This window comes from Epilithonimonas zeae, assembly GCF_023278365.1.
Classification (GTDB): domain Bacteria; phylum Bacteroidota; class Bacteroidia; order Flavobacteriales; family Weeksellaceae; genus Epilithonimonas; species Epilithonimonas zeae_A.
In genome coordinates this window covers 2,030,586-2,056,168 of record NZ_CP075338.1, presented here as the reverse complement: position 1 = coordinate 2,056,168, position 25,583 = coordinate 2,030,586, and the positions used below count along the sequence as shown (strand labels likewise).

The window sequence follows — 25,583 nt, the reverse complement described above, 5'->3', positions numbered from 1 at the left end:
AATTTAAAAACCCTTTCAAAGTTATAAATTCTGAAAGGGTTTAATTCTTATAATTGCTAATTATTTAAAATTCTAATCGCAAATATCTCTTCCAATAACCAATCTCTGGATTTCAGAAGTTCCTTCGCCAATGGTACATAATTTAGAATCTCTGTAGAATTTCTCAACCGGGAAATCTTTCGTATAGCCATAACCTCCGAAGATTTGAACCGCATTATTGGAAATTCTTACACAGGCTTCGGAAGCATACAATTTGGCCATTGCACCTTCACGTGTCATTTTTTGTTTGGCATTTTTCAGGTCAGATGCTCTTCTGATTAATAATTCTGAGGCATCAATTTCTGTTGCCATATCCGCCAACATAAAGTTTACAGCTTGGAAACTTGAAATCGATTTTCCAAATTGATGTCTTTCCTGAGCATATTTAAGAGCCGCTTTGTAAGCACCTCTCGCAATTCCCAAACTCAAAGCAGCGATAGAAATACGACCGCCATCCAGGATTTTCATCGCTTGTTTGAAACCGCTCCCCACTTCTCCCAATCTGTGAGAATCCGGAACACGAACATTATCGAAAATCAATTCAGCGGTTTCAGAAGCACGCATTCCTAATTTGTTTTCTTTTTTACCGGAAGTAAAACCTGCCATTCCTTTTTCCAAAACAAAAGCTGTGGAGTTATTTTTTGTGCCTTTTTCTCCAGTTCTCGTCATTACAACTGCAATGTCTCCGGAAATAGCATGTGTGATAAAGTTTTTTGCACCGTTAATAACCCAGTCATCGCCATCTTTTACAGCTGTTGTAGACATCCCGCCGGAGTCAGAACCTGTGTTGTGTTCTGTTAATCCCCAAGCACCGATAACTTTTCCAGAAGCTAATTGAGGCAACCATTTTCTTCTCTGATCTTCATTCCCGAATTCATAAATGTGATTCGTACAAAGTGAATTATGGGCAGCAATAGATAATCCAATCGATGGGTCAACCTGAGAAATCTCGTCTAAAATGGTCACATATTCCTGATAACCAAGCCCGGAACCGCCATATTCTTCAGGAATCACAATTCCCATAAAACCCAATTCTCCCAACTGATGAAACAGTTCTACAGGAAAAGTCTGGCTCTCGTCCCAATCCATAATGTTTGGGCGAATGTTTTTTTCAGCGAAATCTTTGGCCGTTTCGGCTATCATTTTTAAGTTATCCATTGTGTCGGAATTCATATTTTTATCTTTGCTGCCAAATATAGAAAAATTAGGCTAAGGACAATTTTTTTTTAAAATTTGTTTTTTCTTCTGTAAGAATCAAGGTTTTCATTATTTTAGCATAGAAATTTTCATCAATGAATCCAAAACTGAAAACCCTGTTTTTCTTTCTCGTCGGAGCATTTGCCGGAATATTGACAATGTATCTGATTTCGAATTATAAAATCGAGAAGAAGTCGGATGCTGAAATTCGGAAGACCGAGGTTGCGCAATCTGGAATAACGGTAAAACAGGATGATAACCCTAATATTTTATCAGATAATGGGCTTGATTTTAAAATTGTTGAATATGCAACTATTGGACAGTTAACAGAAGATAATTCCGTGATTTCTTATGTGAAATCCAACCATAAACTACCCAATTATTACATCACAAAATCTGAAGCTAAAAGCAAGGGCTGGAATCCTTCCAAAGGTAATCTTTGCGATGTTTTACCGGGAAAAGCCATTGGCGGAGATAAATTCAGTAATCGTGAAAAAAAATTGCCAAAAGGCGAACAATATTACGAAGCTGATGTGAATTATAATTGCGGAAACCGAGGCGCCGACCGAATTGTCTTTACAAAAAATGGCGATGTTTGGCTCACGAAGAATCATTATAAATCGTTTGAGAAACAATAGTCAGAAGCTTGAGGTCAGAAGTCAGAAGATTTCTGATTCGGTTCTTTCAGTTTGCTCAGAATGAAATTAAAATTCAATATTAAAAAACTTCGGACATCGGTCTTCCGACTTCCGACAAAATTATACAAAAATGAAAGAAATATATATAGATTTCGTCGACATTGGCGATTACGAAGATTTTTACGAACAACTGAAATCAAAATTAGAATTGCCGGAACATTTTGGAGATAATCTTGATGCGCTTTCTGATGTGATTTCCGGAGGATTAGAAATGCCACTTCATCTGGAATTTGTGAATATGAGCGTTGACCAATTGGAATTATTTGAAGATCTTCTGACAACTTTGGAAGATTCTGAAGATGAGGTGGAAGGCTTTACATTCAGTTATTATCTTGAACAATACGAAGATGAAGAATAATATTAGAAAAGCAACTCAGGACGATTTGGTTCAGCTTTCACAACTATTTGATGAGTACAGAATGTTCTATCACAAAACATCTGATTTATCAGGTGCAGAGCAATTTTTATCCGAAAGATTGGAAAAAAAAGATTCTGAGATTTTTGTAGCAGAAGATGAAGGAAAATTGGTGGGGTTTGTTCAATTATACCCATTGTTTTCATCAACAAGAATGAAACGTTATTGGTTATTGAATGACCTCTATGTGAATTCCAATTCCCGCGGGAAAGGTTTTTCCAAAGCTTTGATAGAAAGTGCAAAAGAACTTTGCAGAACATCCGATTCTTGCGGAATGTATCTGGAAACCGGAAAAGAAAATAGGATTGGAAATCAACTGTATCCAAGTGCAGGTTTCAAAAAATATGATGACGTGAATTTTTATGAATGGGAAGTGGATATTTAATTATGAATGATAAATTATAAATGATTATTTTATTAATATTGAAAGGCTTCGAGAACCTCAGCCTGACAACGTTTCCCAATATGATAAACCTATCAACAATCAACCAAGAACAATCAACTAAACGATGACAGAATTCGAAAAATATATACAGCGTTACCTGGATTTGGTTCCCTCAGAAAACTGGATTGAAGAGATGAAAATAGCTTCTGACGCCACTTTGGAAATTTATGAATCACTTTCCGAAGAACAAGGGAATTATGCTTACGCAGAAGGAAAATGGAGTTTGAAAACACTTTTGCAACATCTTATTGATACGGAAAAAGTCTTTGCTTATCGTGCGCTCAGATTTTCCAGAAAAGACCAGTCTTTGGTTTCGGGATTTGATGAAGAAGCCTGGGCAGATAATTCTTATGCAGATAAAAGGGATTTAAAAAGTTTGATAAAAGAATTCAAATTAACCAGAAAATTATCAATTAAATTCTTTAAAAATCTTCCCGAAGAAGCCCTGCAATTGATTGGAATTGTAAATGGAAATGACATCAAAGTGGAAACCATCGGGAAATTAACAGTTGGTCACAACATTCATCATTTGAATATTATTAAGGAAAGGTATTTGCCAAATTTATAATGAATTTCTCAGAAGAAATATTAAATACTGCAATGGAGATGTCAATGGAATTCGGTGAAAATTGGTTGAAGCCGATTCACGAAAGAATTAATAAAAAGTATCCTAATATTTCTTCTGAGGATTTGGATAAATTAAATTCTATTTGCAAAAAGGTTAATCAATTTGCCAATAATTATTTTTACAGAGGCGGTTCGGTTATCAATGGAGAAATCGAATTTGTAAATTTTAATCAATTCAAAAAAGATATTTTGTTAAAATACAGTTGGATATCAGAAAATAACTTGAGCCATTTATACAGTCAAAGTTGTTATTACGCAAGAAAATGATTTCCTATTTTTTCCTACTCAAATACTTTCTCCCGGGAATAAAAAGTAACAAAGCACCTATCACAAAAAGACAAATTCTGGAAAGAAAATCGCCGCTTTTAGTGTAGAACGTTTCCTTGTCTATCAAATTAACTTTTGCGGTTAATGCGCCTTTTGCACCGTAAGGTAATTCATCCACAATATCGCCTCGGGAATTGATGTGCGCACTTGTTCCACTATTCGCTGCTCTTGCAATTTCGCGTCTGGTTTCTATCGCACGAAGCTTTGCATAAACCAGCAACTGCTTATGACCTTGCGAATAGCCCCACCAAGAATCGTTTGTTACAATTGTTAGAAGATTTGCTCCCTTTTTGACATAACCGGTCACGAATTCTCCATAAATACTTTCGTAGCAAATGATTGGCGCAATTACAGATTTGTTGTAAGGATTGGCAAAAACTTTTCGTTCGTTGGAAATTCCAAGAGAGCGCGTTGTTCCGCCTAAATCCAACATTGCATCGCCTAAAATTGGCTTAAAAACTTTGATGTAAGGAAAAATCTCAACGCCGGGAACGAGCATTGCTTTATGGTAAACTTCGGGTTGTTGATTCGGTATAATTTGGATTGCAGAATTATACTCGTCCAACCAAATGCCTTGTCTGTCAAGAAAACTCGCTGTTGATGGTTTTTCTTCGTCTTCACTATAAACATAATAGCTGGAAATTCCGCCAGAGAAAACAGATTTCGGATGTTGGGAAAGGAATCCTTTGATATTATTAATCAACAAACTATTATTAAAACCTCTTTCGCTGAAACCTCCAATTCCAGGAAGTGAAGTTTCCGGTGCAAGATATAAATCGATTTTTGATTTTTTATCGCTTTGTAAAACCGAATTTTCTGTAGCCAATTTCAGCAAATCACCTTCAATTGTCAAACTGTCTTTTTGATATTTTTCGGTATAAGGATCCAACGCTGGCTGAAGCATTGTAACATTAATTGTTCCGATTGGTTTTACTGAATAATTATAATATTTAACCAAAGAAATGACCATTGGAAGAATGATAAAACCTGCTGTCAGCAAAATGTTTTTGATTAATGATTTTCTGATTCTTCCAGCCTCCCAGATTCTTATCGTATAAAAAACTAAAACATTACAAATCAAAATCCAGAAACTTCCACCAGTTGCTCCCAAAGTATCATACCATTGGATAAACTGATGATATTCTGCGAAAACATTTCCGAGATTCAACCAAGGCCAGGTAAATTCCCAAATGAGATGAAGTTTTTCAAAACACATCCAAATTGCTACAAAAAATACCAACCCAAAATAAGTTCCCTGACTTTTCTTGTAAAAATGGTAGGCCAAGAAAACCAATGCCATAAAAAATGAATTGGTCAAAACCGGAAATAGAACTGCCAACAGAGATTTGCTTCCGTCAGGTAATTGCGAGTTGTAAAGCCAACCCGTTGTAACCCAATTCCAAATCAAAAAAGTAAGATAGGAAAAACCAAAAACCGCCAAGCTTTTCTTCTTGATATTACTGAACTTCGTAATGTTATGTTCCATCATTAGTAGCGGAACCCAGGCAAAAAATATAAAAAACGGAATCCCGTAAGTCGGCCAGCAAATGGCGAGCAAAACGCCTGAAATTAAAGCGAGTAAAAGGTTTTTCATATTAAGTCGATTGAACGCAAAGCGCGCAAAGTTTTATAACAATTATTGTGATTATTTTAAGTTCGCAAAGCCGTTAGCACTTAGCAAAGAATCTTTTATGAGCGAAGCGTCTTTGTGAACCTATATTTATTTTTATTAAAAATCTTAGTGGACTTTGTGTTCAAAAAGATTTAATTACGAGAACATCTTCTTTCTCAGAAAATAGAATCCTGTTCCCAAAGCTCCCAAAATTCCCAAAGGCAAAAGAAGATTGAACCATTGCCAGTCGGATTTTTCAGCATCAATTCTTTGTCTGTCGAGCAATCTCACTTCAATTGTTCTGTCTCTTAGTTCCATTATATTGCTGTCGTCTAACAGGTAATCCAAAGCATTTCTCAAAAATTGTGCGTTGCCGTAATGTTCTTTGGTCAGCAAATCTTCTCCCAAAGGAAGTGGTTGTCCTTTCCAGATTTGATTTCTGGCAATATCACCATCGGCAATTACGAGCATTTTATTCTCAGGACTTTGGGCTTTGAATCCCGGATAATTATTTTTCTCGCTTCTTGTCGCATAAGCAGATTTGAATTTCCCTTCCAAGGCCACTGCAAAGATTTTAGGTGGCGTAGGACGTTCCATTTCGCCGATGCTATCTGTTCTTACGATTTCCGAAAGGGCAACATAATTCGGAACAGTTTTGCTGGTAGTTCTTTCACTAGATTCGAAAAGAACTTTGGTTTTGATGTTGGACCTTCCCAGCGTATCAATCGAAGTCGGGAATTCGAATTTTACAGGATTGATGTTCTTCGTAATCGGATTTTTAGTTTCAGCGATTCCTAAAGGGAAATAAGGCCAAAGGAAACTGCTATACTGTGGATTACCGGCAACTTCACCCGAAACAATTCTTACCAACGCTGATTTTTTCATATCCTTGGTCAAAGCCGGATTGATTCTCAGTCCATAATTGAACATAAAATCTGTCAGATTAAGATCAATCGGGTAAGCCATTATTTTCTTGGCTTGGAAAAGTGTGTCCATTTCGGCATTCACAGCGTCTAGCATCCACAATGTTTTTCCGCCATTCATAATGTATTGGTCGAGAATCACTTTTTCATTATCAGTAAAAGCTTTTCTTGGTTTTGCAATAACCAGAGCGTCCATTTGTTTTAGTTTCGGGACATCTGCTAAAGACAATTCGGTTTTGTTTTCCGGAATGATGGGACCAATATTATAATTCTCCATTGCCAAATCCAAAAATCCACGGAATTCATCCGGACTCAATTCCTGCTGGTTCACCAAGAAACCAATATTCTTCGCTGTTTCTTCCGTCATTCCTTTGATAGTGGAAGCGAAGTTATATTCAAGATTTTCAATCGATTTGCTGAGTTGTGTTGCAGCATCAATTCCGGATTGTTGGACAATCAATGGAACAGAAGTTCCGTAACCATTATATTTGATGGCGGCGTAAGGAAACATCACGATTTCCGATATTTTTCCGTCTTTCATATCCGGAAGTATCGAAGGCTGCATTCCCATTCCTTTCAATGTATCCTGCGGGATTTTCTCAGCAATCGGGTCACGGAATTTGTAATCGATTTTTGGATTGATTTTTCGGAATTCATCCAGCATAAATTTGGTTTCATTCGAAAGTTGTTTGAAAGAAGCAGGAAAATCGCCTTCAAGATAAACCTCAATCGTCATCGGTTTCTTCACATTTTCCAAAACCTTGATTGTGGAATCAGAAAGTGTGTAACGTTTTTCCGCCGTCAAATCAAAACGTTTATAGACAAGTCCGCTCATCCCGATAATCAGGAGAACAGTTATGATAATCAAAGTAATTTTATTTTTTTTATTCATCTTTATGATAATGAATTTTATAAATTATTGTGTCTTTAAGGCGCTAATTTTTTCAATAATGGAAAATTTTGCGATTTCAATACGATTTAAGCTTTAATTTATTTTTTGCGACTTTGCGATACACTTTAAATAAGTTTTTTAAACCTAAAACCTTGAGGTTTAAAATCCTACTTCTTTTTCCAAACAAACCAGCTTGCTAATCCCAATCCCAAAAATATCACGAAAAGAAAATAACAAACATCTCTTGTATCTACCTGACCTCTTGTGAAGGCAAGAAAATGTTGATAAAATCCAATATTCTGCAAAATATAATCTGCACCGCCCATTAATTTGTAACTAGCCAATTGCTCAATCCCGAAATAAAGAATGAAACAAAGGAAAACGCCCAGCAGGTAAGCCATAATTTGATTGGAAGACAACGATGAAGCCAAAATCCCGACTGCGGAAAAAGCAGCAATCAGAATAATCAAACCGATGTAACTTCCAAAAGTCATACTTCCGTCGATATTACCTTCCGGAACACCCAAAACGTAAATAGTATAATAATAAACCAATGATGGCAACAGGCATAAAACACCAACGAGCCAAACGGAAAGGAATTTCCCGCCAACGATTTCGGTAATTTTCACCGGTTGAGAAAACAGCCAAAACAAGGTTCCGGATTGTTCTTCCTCGGCTAAAGTTCTCATACTGATGGCCGGAATGATAAACATAAAAAGCCAGGGCGAAAGCACAAAGAAACTTTGTAAAGTAGCGCTTCCAATCTCGAAAATATTGAAATTGTTCTCGAAGAAGAACAGGAATAAGGCGGAAATAATACTGAAAGCTGCGATAATAATCCACGCGCTCCAGTTTCCGAAAAAATTCCAAAGTTCTTTTTTGAATATTGCTATCATAATTTAGTTGTCAGTTGATGGTTTGTAGTTGATAGTTTTATTTTTTCTTGTTTCTGTTGACAATTTTTACAATTGACGTTATCAGAACAATGATTCCGAAAAATCCAAGTAATAACTGCCACCAATATTGTATAACGGAATATTTGAGAATTACTGTAAAAACAACTGCGAATAAAATAAAGGTTGCAATCTCATTGAATTGTCGAAGCTTGATATTCGGAATAGAAAGTGTGTTTCCGTTGAGATTTTTCAGCTCTTTAACGCGTTTCCAGCACCAGAAATGATAAATCCCAAGCCCTACGAGAAATGTCAGTTTCAGATGAAACCAAGGTGTTTTCATTAATCCAAAATTCAGATAAATCATCGTCAATCCGCTTAATAACATCAGAATCCCTGCCGGAACAGTAATGATATTCCAAAGTCTGACTGCCATAAAGGTATATTGATTTCTGAGAATCTGCTGTTTCACTTCATCGAATTCATCAGTGTCCTTATAATAAACAAACAATCTCACGAGATAGAAAATCCCGGCAAAGTAACTTACCATAAAAATAATATGAATTGCCTTGATAATCGTGTAAAGCATCTACGGATTTTTTGCAAAGATAATCTAATGTCTAAAATTAAAAGGTATTTATCAATTCTAATTTAGAATGTTAAAAATGCTGAATTCTTAGCGTATTTGGATTTTTATTGCTTTTTTTGTGAAAATTTAAAAAGAAGTTTATATGAAAAGAATTTTACAGCTGTTTTTAACGGTTTTTGTTCTTGTTCTTTTTTCTGCGCAGGCAAGTTTAAGGCCTATTGCGAAAGAAGTAAAGGATTTTCAAAACAAGAAAGTAGTATTTAAGAAAGTTAATCCATTTACTTTGGATAATACAAGTGGTAAACAAATGGTTTACCAACAAGCTGCGAGAGATGCTCAGGTTCTGAAATTGGATAAGAAGCAATTATCAAATTTAGTAAGCGAAAAGCCAGTAGCATTGGAAATGGATTTTCCTTTTGAGAATAGACAACTTACAGTGGAAATGGTAAGAGTTGATCTTTATTCTCCAGAGTTCAAAGCAGAAACCAACAAAAGACAAATTACCAATTATAAGAAAGGAGTTTTTTATAGAGGAATTATCAAGGGAGATAATACATCCGTTGTTGCATTTAGCTTTTTTGATAATGACGTAGTAGGTATCGCTTCTGCAAATAATATTGGAAATGTGACTTTAGGAAAAGCTCTGAACTCCGAAGATTTTGTTGTTTATAATGATCAGAAATTAACTGGAACAAATCCATTCATCTGTTCTACCGATGAATTAATGGAGAATGAATCTCAAAAAGTAAGATTTGATCCCAAAACTTCTAAAGCTCCACAAATGACAGATGCTTGTGTAAGAGTTTATTACGAGATTTGTTATAAGCCTTTTCAACAAAACGGAAGTGATGTAACTAACACAATCAATTGGATATCCGCTGTTCATAATAATATCAATACGTTATATGTTAATGATGGTGTTAAAATGTCTCTAAAAACTGTTTATGTTTGGGAGACAGCAGATCCTTATACGGGTTCTTATAGTGCAAACTTAGCTGCATTTAGATCCAATAGAACTACATTTGAAGGAGATCTGGCGCATCTTGTAAATTATCCTTCTACAACCAGTGTAGCTTATCTTAACTCTTTGTGTACAACCAATCGTTATGCATACTCAGGTATTAATATGACTTATAGCAATATCCCAACTTATTCTTGGACCGTTATGGCAATGACACACGAGATGGGCCATGCTTTAGGTTCTCCCCACACACACGCTTGTTCTTGGAATGGAGACGGAACAGCTATCGATGGATGTGCGCCAACTTACAGACCTGATCTTGCAGAAGGTGATTGTCCTATTGGACCTATTCCTACAGATGGAGGTACCATTATGAGTTATTGCCATTTGGTTTCAACTGGTATCAATTTTACAAAAGGTTTTGGCGAACAGCCAGGCGCTTTAATCAGACAAACAGTTGATTCCAAGGCTTGTTTGAGTGGAAATTGTGTGACGGCTTGTGCAACCACAGTTACTGGATTATCTATTCCTACTGTTGCCAAGACTACAGCTTCAGTTGTTATTACTGATGCCACTTCTGCTGAATGGAAATACCGAGTGAGTTTAATGGATGGGACAGTGGCTCAATCTGGTACTACTACAGAAAAAAGTTTTACATTAAGTGGTCTTGCACAAGGTACTTTTTATAAAATAGAAATCGGAACAGATTGCTCCCCTGCATATCAAAGATCTCAGATTATTTTGACAGACGATGACTGGTGTGGAAAAATAATAACTGATACTGGTGGTCCGGATGGTAATTATTCTGATAGTGAAACATGGAGTAAAACATTCTATCCTGAAAATGACAATGAAAAGTTAAAAATCACTTTCCAGGAGTTTAATTTAGAACAAGGTTATGACTTCTTGACGGTTAGAAATGGTCCTTCTACAACTTCTCCTGTTTTCACAGGGGCTAGTAATATGACTGGTACAACGATAAGAGGACCTTTCGAGTCTACCCACGCAACTGGGGCAATTACATTAGTTTTCAGATCTGATACTATGGTTAATGAGGCTGGTTTTAAAGCATTATTGAATTGTTCAGTTTTAGGAACTAATGAATTCAATTCTCAAAAATCAATTTCGATATCTCCAAATCCGGTTAAAAATCAATTCAAAATTGATGGACAACAAAAAATCGAGAACGTGAAAGTTTTTGATCAATCGGGTAAATTGGTTAGAGAGTTTAATTCAGATTCTGTATCAAAAAACAGCTTCGATGTTTCAAAATTAAAGACAGGAACATATATTGTAACGATAAAGTCTTCTAAAGAAACTGTTAGTAAGAAATTAATCAAAGAATAATATTCTTAAATCAAAATAAAAAACCGGCAAATATTTGTCGGTTTTTTTATGTGAATTCTATGTAGATTTTCTCGCCTGCATTCATCCCGAAAAGAGTAGAAGCACCATTCAGAACGCTGCCTTTGTAAATGGTAATTTCTAACAAGTCTGCATCGTTAAAAATGACAGAAGATTTTCCGTGAAATTCCTGTTCTCTGCTCCAATCGGTTACAACATCTGTGTATTGTTCCATGATTTTTGACAAAACAATATTTCGGAATTTAACCGTGAAATCGTTATTGATAGAGGCGTGCTTTTCGAAAAATTTTCGGCTGATATTGGAAACTACATTTCCGAAATTATCAATATACATCACTTCACCAACAATCATTTTTTCAGTTTCGTTATAAATGGCTTTTGGAAAAGAAATGTCTTTTATAGTTTTGATTTTTCTTCCAATCACTTCTGGTAAACCACCTTTGTAAAGGTGCATGGCGGCAGGAACAAAAATATCTGTCGATGGAAAAGAAACTTTGTCATCAAATCGGTTATTCAGAGTGATTTCATAAATAGCTTCTGGTTTGATATCAAAGAACATGAGGTTAATGATTCCATTATCAGCGCAAATGAAATAATGACCATCGATTTTAGTAATAATATTCTTCCTCGATTTATGATGAAAGCTGTCTACAGAAATGATATGAATACTTCCTTCCGGGAAAAATTTATAGGCGTTTCTTACAATGTAAGCGGTTTGTAAAAGATTGTAAGCCGTTATGTTATGTGTGATATCAACCACTTTTACATCCTCGCTCCAGCTGAGTATTTTTCCCTTGATACTTGCAACCCGATGGTCTACAAGTCCGTAATCTGAAGTAAGCGTAATGACTGACATTTGATAAGATTTGTTGCAAATTTAATATAATTCAATTTTTAAAGGCGCATAAGATGTCAAATCTATTCATATATTTGTTAGACTAACCACTAATATTATTTATGTTCGAAATCAATTATGAACTACAAGATATCAACACCAAAACCTTTTATGGTGTTCAGAATCAAAATTTCAATCTTATAAAATCCAGTTTTCCAACGCTTAAAATCACGGGTCGTGATAATTTTATCTTTGCAATGGGAAACAGAGAAACTCTGGATGTTTTGAAGCAAAAACTCGATGATATTTCTGCTTATATTACCAAGCACAATTCTATCGAAATCAAACAATTGGAATCTCTTTTGAAATTAAAGGACGATTCTGAAAAACAATTGGTTTTTGATCAGGATATTATCGTAAAAGGTGTCAATGGAAAAGCTATCAAAGCGAAGACTACCAATCTGAAAAAGTTGGTAAAAGCATCTGAGAAAAAAGATATGGTTTTTGCCATTGGTCCTGCCGGAACCGGAAAAACCTATACAAGTGTTGCTTTGGCTGTAAAAGCACTTCGTGATAAAGAAGTTAAAAGAATCATCCTCACAAGACCTGCTGTGGAAGCTGGCGAAAGTCTTGGTTTCCTGCCTGGTGATCTAAAAGAAAAATTAGATCCATATATGCAGCCGTTGTATGATGCGCTTCGTGATATGATTCCGCATGAGAAGCTGGAAGGTTTTATGGAGAAAAGAATTATAGAAGTAGCACCTTTGGCTTTTATGAGAGGTAGAACTCTGGATGAGGCTTTTGTGATTTTGGATGAAGCTCAGAACACCACGCATTCTCAAATGAAAATGTTCTTAACCAGAATGGGAATGAATGCCAAATTCATTATCACAGGTGATCCAAGCCAAATTGATTTACCAAAAAATCAGCAGTCTGGACTTAAAGAATCTATGACTATTTTAAAAGATGTAGAAGAGATTGGTTTCGTGCATCTTACAGAGGAAGATGTGGTAAGACATCCTGTTGTGAAGAAGATTATTATGGCCTATAATAATGTAGAAAGAAAGTAAAAATTGATCTTTGGTATAAAACTTGGTTATAGTTCCTTGGAAATTAAATTTTTAAAACTATGAAAAAGTTATTTTTAGCTGCGGCGATTGCTGTATTTGGTTTATCGCAAGCTCAAGAAGGATTTAAATTAGGTGCTCATATTGGAGCGCCAACTACAGGTAACTCTGATTTTACTTTAGGTTTAGATGCTGCATACAGATGGAACATTACAAAAGGCTTTGATCTAGGTGTTGCGACAGGATATTCACACTACATCGCTAAAAGTTATAAATACGGTGGTGGAACTTACAAGGGCGATGATTTCGGGTTTATTCCGGTAGCAGTTACAGGTAAGTATTCATTCTCTGGTGCTCCAATAGCGGTAGGATTGGATCTTGGTTATGCAATTTCAACCGCAGATAATGTAAATGGCGGTTTATATGCGGTCCCAAAGTTTATGTATAATTTGCCAGTTGGAGAATTGTATGTTGGTTATCAAAGTGTTTCAAGTAAATATGACAGAGGGTATTATGATAACCGTCCAATCGCAGGAAAAGAAACTGTTGGTGCAGTTATAGTAGGATTTAATTTTAATCTGAAATAAGAATTTCAAAAAACATTTAAAACTCCAGTCTAAAAAGACTGGAGTTTTTTATTTGTTTGAATCTTAAAAAAGTGCTGAGTTGCATTAATTGTAGATTTTTTATAATTTATTTTGAAGTTTGGAAAAAAATATTAATTTAGCAATGTTTTAAGTTAAATTAACAATTAATAACATTTTTAAAATTACAACTATGAAAAAATTAATTTTTACAGCCGCAATTGCAATCTTTGGATTGTCCAATGCACAAACTTTTGGTTTAAAGGCTGGTGCCAATGTTTCTAGCGTTTCTGCAGATGAAAGTAAAGCTAAGTTTGGATTTTATGCTGGAGCTTTTGTCAATGTTCCAATTGCAGAGATTTTCAGTCTTCAGCCAGAAGTTCTTTATAATGCTAAAGGAGCAAAATATGAAGACGCGGGAGATGCAAAAATGAATTTGGATTATATTTCTGTTCCAGTTATGTTCCAATATAACGCAACACCTCAGTTTTATTTAGAAGCTGGCCCAGAATTTAGCTTTTTGATCAGTGCAAAAGATAAATGGGATGGAGAGTCTGACGATATAAAAGATTTTGTAAAAAGTTTCGATCTGGGAATTGGTTTAGGGGCAGGGTATAACTTCACATCAAACTTCGGAGCAAATATTCGATATGTTGCTGGTGTTACTGATTTAACTAAACTTGATATAGAAAATTCTGATGCAATTAGAAACGGAGTTTTCCAATTTGGTTTAACTTACAAGTTTGGAAAATAATTTTATTTAAAATAAATAATTCAAAACCACTCAAATCTGAGTGGTTTTTTTATGGAATTTTTATAACCGCAGATTTTTTGAGGTCATCAAAAAAACGTAATTTCGCAAGAAAGCAAATCCAATATAATGAGCAAATCAATAGAAGAGCTGAAAAGCCTTTCAACGCAGATCAGAAGAGATATTCTGAGAATGGTTCACGCTGTAAACAGTGGTCACCCGGGAGGATCTCTTGGTTGTACAGAATATTTCGTAGCACTTTACGGGGAAGTTATGAACTACAAATTACCTTTTACTATGGAGGGTAAGAATGAAGATTTATTTTTCCTTTCCAACGGACATATTTCTCCGGTGTTTTATAGTACACTGGCGAGATTTGGTTTTTTTCCAGTTGCAGAATTGGCAACGTTTAGAAAATTAAACTCAAGATTGCAAGGTCACCCAACGACACACGAAGGTTTACCGGGAATCAGAGTGGCTTCAGGTTCGTTAGGTCAAGGTTTGTCAGTTGCTCTAGGAGCTGCTCAGGGTAAAAAATTAGACGGAGATAATTCTTTGGTTTACACACTTCACGGTGATGGTGAGTTACAGGAAGGTCAAAACTGGGAAGCATTGATGTATGCATCTGCCAAGAAAGTGGATAACATCATCGCAACCATAGATTATAACGGAAGACAGATTGATGGAGATACAGATGATGTATTGTCTTTGGGAGATTTGAGAGGAAAATTAGAAGCTTTCGGGTGGTTGGTTCTTGAAGAGAAAAACGGGAACGATTTGGAAGCAGTTATCGGAATCTTAAACAGAGCAAAAGCAGAAACTGGAAACGGAAAACCTGTTGCGATTCTTCTTCATACAGAGATGGGAAGTGGAGTAGATTTTATGGTGGGAAGTCACGCTTGGCACGGAAAAGCGCCTAATGATGAGCAGTTGGCAACAGCTTTCAAACAATTATACTTAGAAGCACCAGCAGATTATTAATTATCAATGATAAATTATTAATGATGAATGATTCTTTTTCAAGTAAAATAAAATATAGTAAAAATCATTTATCAGCTATTATTTATCAATTATAATATTCATCCATCAATTATAATAAAATGAAATATACATATACAGAAAAAAAAGATACACGTTCCGGTTTTGGAGCAGGATTGGCAGAGTTAGCTGATACTAATCCAAATGTTGTGGCACTTTGCGCTGACCTAATTGGATCGCTTAAAATGGAGAAATTCATAGAGAAAGCACCGGAAAGATTTTTCCAGACAGGTATTGCTGAGGCTAATATGATGGGCTTGGCTGCCGGTCTTACAATCAATGGGAAAATTCCTTTTGCCGGGACTTTCGCCAACTTTGCAACTTCTCGAGTTTACGACCAGATTCGTCAATCGATTGCTTATTCTAACAAGAATGTAAAAATTGCAGCTTCTCATGCTGGAGTTACTTTGGGTGAAGATGGCGCAACACATCAGGTTTTGGAAGACATCGGGATGATGAAAATGTTACCGGGAATGACGGTAATCAATCCTTGTGATTATAACCAGACAAAAGCGGCAACTTTGGCTGCTGCTGCACACGAAGGTCCTGTTTATTTGAGATTCGGACGTCCTGTAGTTCCTGTTTTTATTCCGGAGGATATGCCTTTCGAGATTGGAAAAGGAATTCTTTTACAGGAAGGAACAGATGTAACGATTGTTGCAACCGGACATTTGGTTTGGGAATCTTTGTTAGCTGCAGATGAGTTGGAAAAAGAAGGTATTTCCGTAGAGATCATCAATATCCACACCATCAAACCTTTGGATGAAGAAATCATCTTGAAGTCTGTAGAGAAAACAGGTAAAATAGTTTCTGCTGAAGAACATAATTATCTTGGTGGATTAGGCGAATCTGTTGCGGGAATGCTTGCAAGAAGAAGACCAACGCCTCAGGAATTTGTAGCGGTACACGATACTTTCGGGGAATCCGGAACACCTGCAGAATTGATGAAAAAATATCAAATCGATGCAGAAGCTGTTGTAAAAGCGGTGAAAAGAATCATTGAGAGAACAAAATAATTTTCACGATATATAAATAGTTAATCCACCATTTTGGTGGATTTTTTATTTAATATAAAATCATATTCTAGATTTTACGCGGCTTAGTGTTTCTTGTGAAATATTGAGATAAGAAGCGACCATTTTATTGGGCAGGCGCTTCACTATGAATGGACTTTCCGATAGGAGTTCGCGGTACTTTTCTGCTGCGTCCTTTGTTAGGAATGACATCAGTCGTTTAGTATTGTTCACATAGGCATTTTCCAAGTAATAGCGATAAAATTTTTCCCATTGTGGGACTTTTTCCAAAAGAAGATAAAAGTCATCGTGAGTGATGTACAAAATTTCAGAAGCTTCAACTGCTTGGATGAATTCGTCTGATGTTTCGCCGGTGATGAAACTCACTAATGCTGTAGCAAATAGATTTTCAAATGCAAAATAACGTGTGGCTTCCTGTCCTTCCTCATTGATAAAGAATATTCTCAAACAACCTTTGCCAACGAAAAATGTCCGTTGGCTGGTTTGTCTCTGAGATACTAAAAATTCATTTTTCTTCAGTTTCAATGGCTTGAAAAAAGAAAGAATTATCTTTAATTCATCTTCACTGACTTTAATTTTGTTATTGATGTAACCTGTAAGTTGTTCGTACATTCAGAGTTTTTAAGAGTATAAATTTACTATTTTGTAGTGATTTTCTCTGCTAATTTCCGAGCATTTGGAATGATGATAAATGCCGCAAAATATGCAACCGGTAACATAACGCTCCACGCTTTTAGAAATTTTAAAAACCAATCTTGCCCAAATCCATAATTACGCATCAGCCCTACAAAAGCCATAATCAATGTCATTGGAATCACCACAAATAATGTGTTGATATACTTAAAGTGTTTTTGCTTCATTGTTTTAAAGTTTAAAATTAACAGTGCAAAACTGCGATGATTTTTATTACAAAAGTTTGACTTAAGTCAAAAAATGACAGTTAACATTATAAATTGCACAAAATAAGTTTTGTCATATAAGCTTTCATTAGAAATATCTATTTTTGACAATGCTTCAAATTCCGGAACATAAAATCTCAATTGTCGAAATCAAAACTGATTTTGATGTCCGGATTTTTATCAAAAGAGAAGACTTGATTCATCCGAAAATTTCCGGAAACAAATTCTGGAAACTCTTCTTCAATGTCAATCAATATCTGGAATCAAAACCTAAGAATCCTTTACTTATTACTTTTGGCGGTGCTTTTTCCAATCATATTGCATCAGTTTCTGCATTTGGAAAACAATTTGATATTCCCACAATTGGAATCATTAGAGGAAATGAATTAGAAAATAATTGGCAAGACAATCCAACACTTTCCCAAGCTTCTAAAAATGCAATGAAATTCTTCTTTGTATCAAGAGAAGATTATCAAAACAAAGAAAAACTAACTCAAAAATTTTCAGAGAATTACCCTAATTCATTAATTATTCCGGAAGGTGGAAGTAATAAAATCGCTGTTGAAGGTGTCCAATATATGTTGGGAAATGACACCAAAGATTTTGATTATCTTTGCACGGCAGTTGGAACTGGAGGAACAATTGCTGGGATTTCGAAGTTTGCAGATGAGAATCAGAAAGTGGTTGGAATCAAAGTTGTAAAGGATGATTCGCTGGAAAACTTAGTGAAGCAATGGAGTGGTAGAGACAATTTTGAATTGATTGATGCGGATGAAAACCGTTACGGAAAAATAACTGATGAGAATATTCGTTTTATAAATTGGTTTTATAACGAATACCAGATTCCGCTTGACCCAATCTATACAGGAAAGATGATGCAGAAGATTTTTGATTTGGCAGGGAAAAGTTTCTTTCCGAAAGGTTCAAAGATTCTGGCGTTTCATACTGGTGGATTACAGGGAATCAAAGGAGCAAATCAGTTTTTGAAAAGTAAAGGAAGGGAACTGATTGCGGAATAAAACCCCTTCAAAGTTTGAAACTTTGAAAGGGTTGATTAAGTTTTCAAATTTTGTTTTGATGACAAAAGTTGAAAAGAATTAGAAACCCATAGCCCCGATAGTAGCGGCATCCTTTTTTGTCATTGCGGTGAAAAATTCTAAGGATTGCTTCACTTCGTTTGCAATGGCAAAAAAGATATAGCGGATAGCGGGATTAGCTCCTGAAAAATAAAGAATAAATATTTTAAAATATTGAAAATGAAAAAGTTATTGGCGATTGGTTTTGTTTGTGTTTTAGGATTTGCAAAAGCACAAACCTGGAAAACGGAAGACCAATATATCCAGAAATTCGCACCATACGCGGTGGAAGAAATGGAAAAATATAAAATCCCTGCGAGCATCACACTGGCTCAGGGACTTTTGGAAACAGGTGGCGGACAAAGCCGACTGGCGCTGGAAGGGAAGAACCATTTCGGGATCAAGTGTAAAGAAGAATGGACGGGAAAAACAATGAAACATACAGACGATGCTCCAAATGAGTGTTTCCGTGTTTATGAAGATCCAAAACAGTCTTATGAAGATCATTCGATTTTTCTGGCGACGAGAAAATATTACACTAAATTGTTTGACCTTAATCCAAAAGATTATAAAGCTTGGGCTCACGGTCTTAAAAAAGCAGGCTATGCGACCAATCCGAGATATGCATACATCCTGATTGATAAAATCGAGCGATACAAATTGTATGAATTTGATAATACTTCTAAAGACGAAGTTTATTATGCGATTCTGAAATTGTATCCAAGTTTGAATAGTGATGCGGTTTTTATGGCGCAACTAAGTCAAGAAAAGCAAAATGATAAAGTTGCTCCACCAACCATAAAAGTAGATTACACACAAGGTTCTTATGCTAAAAAGCAAGCGGAAGTTTCGGATATCGTAGATGCAAAAACAAGAGCCAGTCTTCTCAAGAATATCTTGGTGAAAAATCATCCTAATGGCGATTTGAAATTCTTTGTAATGCCTGTGGATGCAAATATATCTGATATTGCCAAGAAATTCGGCATCAGTGAAAAACGTCTGATGAAATACAATGAACTGGAAGACTCCAGACTGGCAAAGAATGATATCATTTTCTTAGAAGGTAAAAATTCATCAGGAAACAAAGAAACTTACAAAGCTGGAATTGGTGAAACAATGCACGATATTTCTCAGAAATTCGGAATCAAATTGAAGAAATTGTATTCTAAAAACAGAATGGAAGCAGGCGAAGAACCGAGGGCAGGACAAACGATTTATCTGCAAAGTAAAAAACCGAGAGCTTAGAAATCATTAATCAAAATAAATTTCTCACAGCTAATACTAATTAGGCGATTTTGAATTTGCTAAATCTAGAAAATCTGCGAGATATTTTTAAATTTGATTCAGTCTTATACCTTTTACATCAACTAAAAGTTAGAATTTAGGTTAACTATTATCAACCAATAACAATCAACTAAAATGTTATACCAAAGAAGTTCAGCGCTTTTTGAAGAAGCGTACAAATATATTCCGGGCGGTGTTAATTCACCGGTTCGTGCCTTCAAATCTGTGGGAGGTGTTCCTATTTTTATGAAATCTGCAAAAGGCGCTTACCTTACAGATGAAGATGACAGAACTTACATCGATTATATCAATTCTTGGGGACCAGCAATTCTTGGTCACACACATCCTGAAGTTTTGGAAGCTCTGAAACTACAGGCTGAAAAAGGATTTTCTTTTGGTGCACCGACGGAATTGGAAACTGAGATTGCAAAATTCATTGTAGAAAATGTGCCGAATGTTGACCAAATCAGAATGGTTTCTTCCGGAACCGAAGCTTGTATGAGTGCCATTCGTTTGGCGAGAGGTTATACTGAAAGAGAAAAGATTATTAAGTTCGAAGGTTGTTATCACGGTCATTCGGATTCATTTCTGATTCAGGCTGGAAGTGGAATGGCGACTTTTGGAAGTCCGAATTCTCCGGGCGTTACTCAAGGCACTGCAAAAGATACATTACTTGCCGAATACAATAATATCGAACAGGTTGAAGATCTTTTCAGAAATAATCCTGAACAGATTGCGGCGATTATCGTAGAACCGATTGCCGGAAATATGGGTTGTATTCTACCGGAAAATCAGTTCCTTCAAAATCTTAGAAGAATCTGTGATGAGAATGGTGCATTATTGATTTTTGATGAGGTAATGACGGGATTCCGTTTGGCTTTTGGTGGAGCGCAGGAAGCTTTGGGCGTGAAGGCAGATTTGGTAACTTACGGAAAAGTGATTGGTGGCGGTTTGCCGGTTGGTGCTTTTGCCGGAAGAAACGAAATTATGAACTGGCTTTCGCCAAGAGGACGCGTTTATCAAGCGGGAACCTTGAGTGGAAATCCTTTGGCAATGAGAGCCGGACTCAAAACTTTACAATTGATAAAAGAAGATGCAGATTTCTATAAAAAATTAGATAAAACTACCGAAACTTTAGACTTCGAAATCGGAAAAATATTGAATGAAAAAGGAATCCGACACAGAATCAACAGAAAAGGAAGTATGATGTCGATTTTCTTTGGCGTTTCTTCTGTGAGCAATTTCAATGAAGTGAATAATTCCAACATCGGGCTATTTAATAATCTGTTTCATCAAGTTCTAGAACAGGGGATTTATCTGCCGCCAAGTGGTTATGAGACCTGGTTTATTTCATCCGCAATTGGCGATGCAGAGATTGATAAAACCCTGGAAGCTTTCAGGAAGTTTCAGTATTAGATAAATGAAAACCTTTCCAAATCGGAAAGGTTTTTTTAATTCATACTTTTTAAAATCCTTTCAATTGTCTCTAAGTAGTTACTTCGATAGAAGTTATCTTGGTTTTCTTGATTTGATTCATATTCATTTATTAAATATTCTTTTATTCTCACATCATTATATTTCTGCAAAGCACAAATAGCAGATCTTTTCACTAAAATATGATCATTTGTATTTTGTAAATATATTAATACAGGTTCAATAATCATAGTACTACAAAAATCATTTAACAGCATTGCAGAGAATTCACGAATAAGCGAATTATCACTGTTTAACAATTCGAGGAGTCTAAAAATTGTATCTTGATCTTGTCTTGCTTTAATTTCATTTTCAAGTTTGTATCTTATTCCAGGATATTTAGGATTTGAAAAACCAACCTCAAACATTATTGAAATCAATGAAAAAAGTTCAGACGATGTCAAGGATTTTGTATGATATGTTAACAAAATCCACAATGCATATGTCCTTTTTGTTCTGTCGGTGCTGGTTAGTAAAGTTTTCTTTACTCTGTTAATATTCTGATTTTGCATAGAATATATCTTGTTATGCTTTCCACTAACATCTATCTCCACGCATTGCGTGAATCCAATCTAATTATCCTTAAAAATAATTAAATAAAAACATACAACAAACTTTAATTCATATAAAAGCCAATCCGGACAGTTGAAAATATGTCAAGATTGATAAAACTCTGTAAGCCAATGTTAGATAAAATAAAACCTTTCCAAAATCAGAATGGTTTTATTATTTTTCTTGATGTAAATTTACTGATTCTCCTTATTCATATCCTTAATCAATCCAACCGCAAAATAACCAATAATCGTTACAGCTAAAACAATACAAATCCACATAAACAAAGGCGTTTGCCAAAATGTTTTTTCTTCTTCTTTAGATTTTGATTGTTCTATTTTTTCTAAGTTCGAAATGGTTGCAACGGGATAATTCTGATTAACATCAATTCCGGAGTTGATTAAATCGTATTGTGGCGCAGACCAAGTGGAGTCAATTTTTAAAGTATAATTTTCATTCGATTTCAAATCGGTTAGAATGCTGACAGGCGATTGAAAAAGATTGATTTTGTTGATTTCCAAAGCTGGATTATCCTTATTGTCAATTTCTATCGTGAATTCTTTGGCAAAAAAACTTTGTACATCAAATCTATTTTCACTTTTTGAATTGAGTTGAAAAGCAGAAATATTTTCGATATAATTTTCAGTTGATTTTTTATAAACTCTAGATTTATTAATCAAAATCATCGCATCACGCAGAAAATAACTCGGTGAAGAAATCTCGAAACCGATGCCGTCAATGACTTGTGGATTTGCAAACGTAATCGTGATTTTGGTTTGTTTTAATTTCTTATTTGTTTCAAATTTTTGAGTGAAGTTTTGTAATTCAATTTTCGATTGATGGACAGAATGATTTTCTTCCAAACTCGCATCCAGAATATTGATAGGCAAAGAGTTTTTATCGATGAAATCAATTTTCAGAAACTTGTAATTGTTCAAAGGAAAAGCAAAATCACGTTCCACAAAGTTTTCCCCAGCGTCATTCAGTCCGATTACTTTTTGATTACCGACCAAACCAAACCATTCTTTCTGGTCGTTGCTGCCGCTGATATTGTACTTTTTTTCGACATCCGTATTGGCGATTTTCAAGGTCAGATGATCGATATTCAATGCATTTTCATTGGAGATGATGATGGAAGTCGCTACATTCGGAATAGCAGTTTTTGAAATGATGGTAAAATCCTTTGAACTGGAATTGCTGGATTTCCCTTCATAAAAGACATAAGGAACTTCATTATTTTTAGAATCAAAAATTCTTAAAAAATCAATATTATTCTGAGACGCAGATCGAACTTCCGGAGTTAGCAAAATCTGATGCAGTCCGTTTTCTGAGACTTTATTTATTTTTCCCTGATAGCTTTGAGCTAAGGAAAAACTCGCTATCAGAATTGATATTAGACTAATTAATTTCTTCATCGTTTGGGTTTTTAGTTTCTGTTTGGTCTTTCAAGTTTTCAATTTTATCCGAAGGGATTTTGGTTTCATCTACGACCAATCTTTTAATCTTTTGATAAACAAATGAAATTATCAAAATCAAGACGCCGAGTAAAATAAAGGCGATGATTTTCCCTGTTTCCGAAACGTTTTTGATATCGTAAATAAACAGTTTTATAATCGTGATTCCGAGTAAAGCTAAAGCGATAATACGCAATGGCTGGTTTTGTTTTTTGATACCGATAATCAGAAAAACAAAAGATAAAACGCCCCAAAGAATCGGATAACCGATTTTGATGATTTGAAGTTTTATCGCTTCGAATTTGTCATCGATGAACATTTCTTTTTCATAGCTGTAACCCGTTTTATTGAAAGGATATTTCGCTAATTCTGTAGGTGAAATAATGTCTTTGGTAAACATCAATCCGTGAATCATCACTTCATTACTCAAAACATAGACGATGCAAAATGCGAAAATCCATAATGCCGATTTATGATTCAAAAGTTTGGAGAAAAAACTTTCATTTCTGAATTTAATCAAAACAAATCCGAAATAAGCCAGGCAAATCAATAAAATATAATGAATGAAATAGGCTGATTTGGAAGATAGATTGAGAACAAAATTTTCCGTCATTTCATTGTAAGTCAGCTTGTAAAAATAGGCAATGTAAATGATGATGTTAACGGAAGCCAAAACAATCGTGAAACTGTTCCAGCCTTTGTCTTTTAGTTTCAAAACAAAATAAATCAATCCAACACTGAACAGGAAATGATACAAAACCGAATACGACAACGCCGAATAATAATTGCTGATGTATTCGTTAGATTGATAACTGATTTCCAGCATTCCGGTAAAATAGCCGACCAAAATACCGACGCCTAAAATGATATTCCTGTAAGAAGAAGGATGGAATTCAAAACCGAAAATATCAGTTTTTTCTTTCTCTTTCCTCAATAAAATATAAGTGAAAATCAATGAAGCGAGTGATACAACTCCTGTGATGAACATTCGGTTGAGGAAAGGTTTCAGTTCCATCAAATTACCGGAATAATATTTTTCCCAATCCATAATCAAACTTCCGAACATCAAAATCTGAACGATGATTGCGCCTAATTTGAAGGTTGCAATTTTCGATTTTTGAGACAACCAGAACAATAAAACGGCTTCTCCAGCCCAGAATAAAGTGATATAATTACCGCTAAACTGGATTGGAATAGCCAACGTAACAAAGGTTAAAGTCAGTCCTAACAACAGATAAATCGCATTTTTGTCCAACCCGAACTTTCTATATAAAAATATCGCATAAACCAAATTGTACAAAGCCAAAACAACGGTAAACAAACCTTTGAATTCCGGTTTCCAATTTTCGATAATACTGATTCCCATTCCGAAATAGAAGAACGTATTAGCGAGCATTATGAAATATTCCAGTTTCGTAAAAGAACCTTTGTTTCTAAGGTTGTTGATAACCGTTGCCACACTGAAAATAATGTAAAATATGGTAGCAAAAAACAATGCGCCAAGATACGGTAATTTGTCGTCGTAGAAGCCTTTTCCAAACCAAGCAGAATACAGCAGACAACTGAAAATGAAAGCCAGCAAAGTAACGAGATTCCATTTTTTAAAATAAGCGATTAAGAGCATTCCGACATTCAGAATCGCAATATATGTGAACAGAACTTTGTAGTTGCCTTCGCCCGTGCTTACCATAAAAGGAACGGCAAAACCGCCAATCAAAGACAAAACTGCCAACTCTTTCCGGTTATAAGAAACTGAAACGAACACACTGAAAATGGTAATCACAACCATAATAATGAACGCCACAGTCTGGCTGAACAGATGATAATCGTGGAACGCAATTCCAATCGTGAGATAAAAAATACTAATTGCTCCAGCTACAAAAACAGAACTGAAAGCGGCGTAATTTTTCCTCAATCGATGAGCCACGCCCATCACAAGCGCACCAGCCAAAATACCGATTCCGACACGTGCTGGTTCATTAATCCAATCTTTATCAATCGCATATTTCACAAAGAAACTGATGCCTAGAACCAAAATCAGAATTCCGATTTTGTTGATGAGGTTTTCACCGATGAATTTTTCAATATCAGGATTGTTTTCTCTGAAGGTTTCCAGCCAGGATTTTTTAGGTGGTACAACTTCCTTTATAGTATCTTCTGATGAGAAAGCCACTTTTTGTTCCACTTTTGAAAGTTCATCTTCAACTTGTGGAATTGTATTTTCAATATTTTCCGGCTGTTTTTCTTCGATGATTTCTTCTTCGATTATCGGAGGAACTTCAACAGGAATTGGTGTTATTTCTTCCGGTTGGATTTGTTCCTTGATAATTGGAGTCTCTGGTGCTTCCTGTTTTACAGGTGGAATTTGAATTCCTGATTTCAAAGAATCGATCTTCTCCTGAAGTTTTCTGATTGAATCCTGAGTGGCTTGATGGTTAGAATTGACTTTGTTGTGAATAATGATCACAAAAAGAATAACGACCAGTAATAAAAATACTTCCATAGATGTGCTTCTGTTAACAAATATAAAAAAATACCCTTGATTTTGGATTT

The 25,583-nt window shown here is 35.4% G+C and carries 25 protein-coding genes; 14 read left to right on the top strand and 11 right to left on the bottom strand.

Features of this window, described 5'->3' with window-relative positions; genetic code table 11:
* Positions 1-72: 72 nt before the first annotated feature.
* Positions 73-1,212, bottom strand: coding sequence for an acyl-CoA dehydrogenase family protein (locus KI430_RS09095; protein ID WP_248874138.1), 1,140 nt, complete (start codon positions 1,210-1,212; stop codon positions 73-75).
* Positions 1,213-1,331: 119 nt separating this feature from the next.
* Between KI430_RS09095 and KI430_RS09090 the strand changes: the two genes are divergently transcribed.
* From KI430_RS09090 to KI430_RS09070, 5 genes are all read left to right on the top strand, one after another.
* Positions 1,332-1,874, top strand: a complete 543-nt coding sequence (locus KI430_RS09090; RefSeq protein ID WP_248874136.1) for a ribonuclease domain-containing protein — start codon at positions 1,332-1,334, stop codon at positions 1,872-1,874.
* Positions 1,875-2,004: 130 nt separating this feature from the next.
* The gene (locus KI430_RS09085; protein ID WP_248874133.1) at positions 2,005-2,292 is read left to right on the top strand and encodes a barstar family protein; all 288 of its coding nucleotides are present in this window, start codon (positions 2,005-2,007) and stop codon (positions 2,290-2,292) included.
* Positions 2,282-2,734, top strand: a complete 453-nt coding sequence (locus KI430_RS09080) for a GNAT family N-acetyltransferase (RefSeq protein ID WP_248874131.1) — start codon at positions 2,282-2,284, stop codon at positions 2,732-2,734. Before KI430_RS09085 ends, KI430_RS09080 begins: the two co-directional genes overlap by 11 nt.
* Positions 2,735-2,858: 124 nt before the next feature.
* Positions 2,859-3,362, top strand: coding sequence for a DinB family protein (locus KI430_RS09075; protein WP_248874129.1), 504 nt, complete (start codon positions 2,859-2,861; stop codon positions 3,360-3,362).
* On the top strand, positions 3,362-3,688 hold the full coding sequence (locus KI430_RS09070; RefSeq protein WP_248874128.1) for a hypothetical protein: 327 nt from the start codon (positions 3,362-3,364) through the stop codon (positions 3,686-3,688). Before KI430_RS09075 ends, KI430_RS09070 begins: the two co-directional genes overlap by 1 nt.
* A gap of 4 nt (positions 3,689-3,692) precedes the next feature.
* On the opposite strand, the gene lnt is transcribed toward KI430_RS09070, so the two are convergent.
* The 4 genes from lnt to KI430_RS09050 form a co-directional block, all read right to left on the bottom strand.
* On the bottom strand, positions 3,693-5,342 hold the full coding sequence (gene lnt, locus KI430_RS09065) for an apolipoprotein N-acyltransferase (protein ID WP_248874126.1): 1,650 nt from the start codon (positions 5,340-5,342) through the stop codon (positions 3,693-3,695).
* Positions 5,343-5,516: 174 nt separating this feature from the next.
* Positions 5,517-7,175, bottom strand: coding sequence for a gliding motility-associated ABC transporter substrate-binding protein GldG (gene gldG / locus KI430_RS09060; RefSeq protein WP_248874124.1), 1,659 nt, complete (start codon positions 7,173-7,175; stop codon positions 5,517-5,519).
* Between the two features lie 167 nt (positions 7,176-7,342).
* Positions 7,343-8,071 (bottom strand): ABC transporter permease, encoded by a 729-nt coding sequence (locus KI430_RS09055; protein ID WP_248874122.1) that lies wholly within the window; start codon positions 8,069-8,071, stop codon positions 7,343-7,345.
* Between the two features lie 37 nt (positions 8,072-8,108).
* Entirely contained in the window at positions 8,109-8,657 is a 549-nt protein-coding gene (locus KI430_RS09050) for a CopD family protein (protein WP_248874120.1), read from the bottom strand.
* A 142-nt stretch (positions 8,658-8,799) separates the two neighbouring features.
* Between KI430_RS09050 and KI430_RS09045 the strand changes: the two genes are divergently transcribed.
* Positions 8,800-10,965, top strand: a complete 2,166-nt coding sequence (locus KI430_RS09045) for a M12 family metallo-peptidase (protein WP_248874118.1) — start codon at positions 8,800-8,802, stop codon at positions 10,963-10,965.
* A gap of 46 nt (positions 10,966-11,011) precedes the next feature.
* On the opposite strand, the gene KI430_RS09040 is transcribed toward KI430_RS09045, so the two are convergent.
* Entirely contained in the window at positions 11,012-11,839 is an 828-nt protein-coding gene (locus tag KI430_RS09040; protein ID WP_248874116.1) for an S-adenosyl-l-methionine hydroxide adenosyltransferase family protein, read from the bottom strand.
* Between the two features lie 101 nt (positions 11,840-11,940).
* Between KI430_RS09040 and KI430_RS09035 the strand changes: the two genes are divergently transcribed.
* The 5 genes from KI430_RS09035 (at position 11,941) to KI430_RS09015 (ending at position 16,274) form a co-directional block, all read left to right on the top strand.
* Complete coding sequence (locus KI430_RS09035) at positions 11,941-12,888, top strand: PhoH family protein (protein WP_074233062.1); 948 nt, start codon at positions 11,941-11,943, stop codon at positions 12,886-12,888.
* Between the two features lie 59 nt (positions 12,889-12,947).
* A complete protein-coding gene (locus KI430_RS09030) occupies positions 12,948-13,472 on the top strand; it encodes a hypothetical protein (protein WP_248874114.1) in 525 nt (174 codons plus the stop codon).
* Positions 13,473-13,662: 190 nt separating this feature from the next.
* Complete coding sequence (locus KI430_RS09025) at positions 13,663-14,223, top strand: porin family protein (RefSeq protein WP_248874112.1); 561 nt, start codon at positions 13,663-13,665, stop codon at positions 14,221-14,223.
* Positions 14,224-14,349: 126 nt separating this feature from the next.
* The gene (locus KI430_RS09020; RefSeq protein ID WP_074233065.1) at positions 14,350-15,201 is read left to right on the top strand and encodes a transketolase; all 852 of its coding nucleotides are present in this window, start codon (positions 14,350-14,352) and stop codon (positions 15,199-15,201) included.
* Between the two features lie 119 nt (positions 15,202-15,320).
* Positions 15,321-16,274 (top strand): transketolase family protein, encoded by a 954-nt coding sequence (locus KI430_RS09015; protein ID WP_248874110.1) that lies wholly within the window; start codon positions 15,321-15,323, stop codon positions 16,272-16,274.
* A gap of 60 nt (positions 16,275-16,334) precedes the next feature.
* On the opposite strand, the gene KI430_RS09010 is transcribed toward KI430_RS09015, so the two are convergent.
* Positions 16,335-16,904 (bottom strand): Crp/Fnr family transcriptional regulator, encoded by a 570-nt coding sequence (locus tag KI430_RS09010; RefSeq protein ID WP_248874108.1) that lies wholly within the window; start codon positions 16,902-16,904, stop codon positions 16,335-16,337.
* A 26-nt stretch (positions 16,905-16,930) separates the two neighbouring features.
* Complete coding sequence (locus KI430_RS09005) at positions 16,931-17,152, bottom strand: DUF2798 domain-containing protein (protein WP_248874106.1); 222 nt, start codon at positions 17,150-17,152, stop codon at positions 16,931-16,933.
* A 149-nt stretch (positions 17,153-17,301) separates the two neighbouring features.
* Here KI430_RS09005 and KI430_RS09000 point away from each other — a divergent pair, with 149 nt between their 5' ends.
* From KI430_RS09000 to hemL, 3 genes are all read left to right on the top strand, one after another.
* Positions 17,302-18,210 carry a 1-aminocyclopropane-1-carboxylate deaminase/D-cysteine desulfhydrase gene (locus KI430_RS09000; protein ID WP_248878292.1) on the top strand — a complete coding sequence of 303 codons (909 nt, stop codon included), beginning with the start codon at positions 17,302-17,304 and terminating at the stop codon, positions 18,208-18,210.
* Between the two features lie 237 nt (positions 18,211-18,447).
* On the top strand, positions 18,448-19,512 hold the full coding sequence (locus KI430_RS08995; RefSeq protein WP_248874104.1) for a glucosaminidase domain-containing protein: 1,065 nt from the start codon (positions 18,448-18,450) through the stop codon (positions 19,510-19,512).
* 174 nt (positions 19,513-19,686) lie between these two features.
* Positions 19,687-20,967, top strand: coding sequence for a glutamate-1-semialdehyde 2,1-aminomutase (gene hemL / locus KI430_RS08990; RefSeq protein ID WP_248874102.1), 1,281 nt, complete (start codon positions 19,687-19,689; stop codon positions 20,965-20,967).
* Positions 20,968-21,002: 35 nt separating this feature from the next.
* On the opposite strand, the gene KI430_RS08985 is transcribed toward hemL, so the two are convergent.
* The 3 genes from KI430_RS08985 to KI430_RS08975 all read right to left on the bottom strand — a co-directional run bounded on the left by KI430_RS08985 (position 21,003) and on the right by KI430_RS08975 (position 25,533).
* A complete protein-coding gene (locus tag KI430_RS08985; RefSeq protein WP_248874100.1) occupies positions 21,003-21,392 on the bottom strand; it encodes a HEAT repeat domain-containing protein in 390 nt (129 codons plus the stop codon).
* Between the two features lie 378 nt (positions 21,393-21,770).
* Positions 21,771-22,991: a hypothetical protein gene (locus KI430_RS08980; RefSeq protein WP_248874098.1), complete on the bottom strand. Its 1,221-nt coding sequence runs from the start codon at positions 22,989-22,991 to the stop codon at positions 21,771-21,773.
* Complete coding sequence (locus KI430_RS08975) at positions 22,975-25,533, bottom strand: DUF2339 domain-containing protein (protein ID WP_248874096.1); 2,559 nt, start codon at positions 25,531-25,533, stop codon at positions 22,975-22,977. The genes KI430_RS08980 and KI430_RS08975 overlap by 17 nt, the downstream gene beginning before the upstream one ends.
* Positions 25,534-25,583 lie beyond the last annotated feature (50 nt).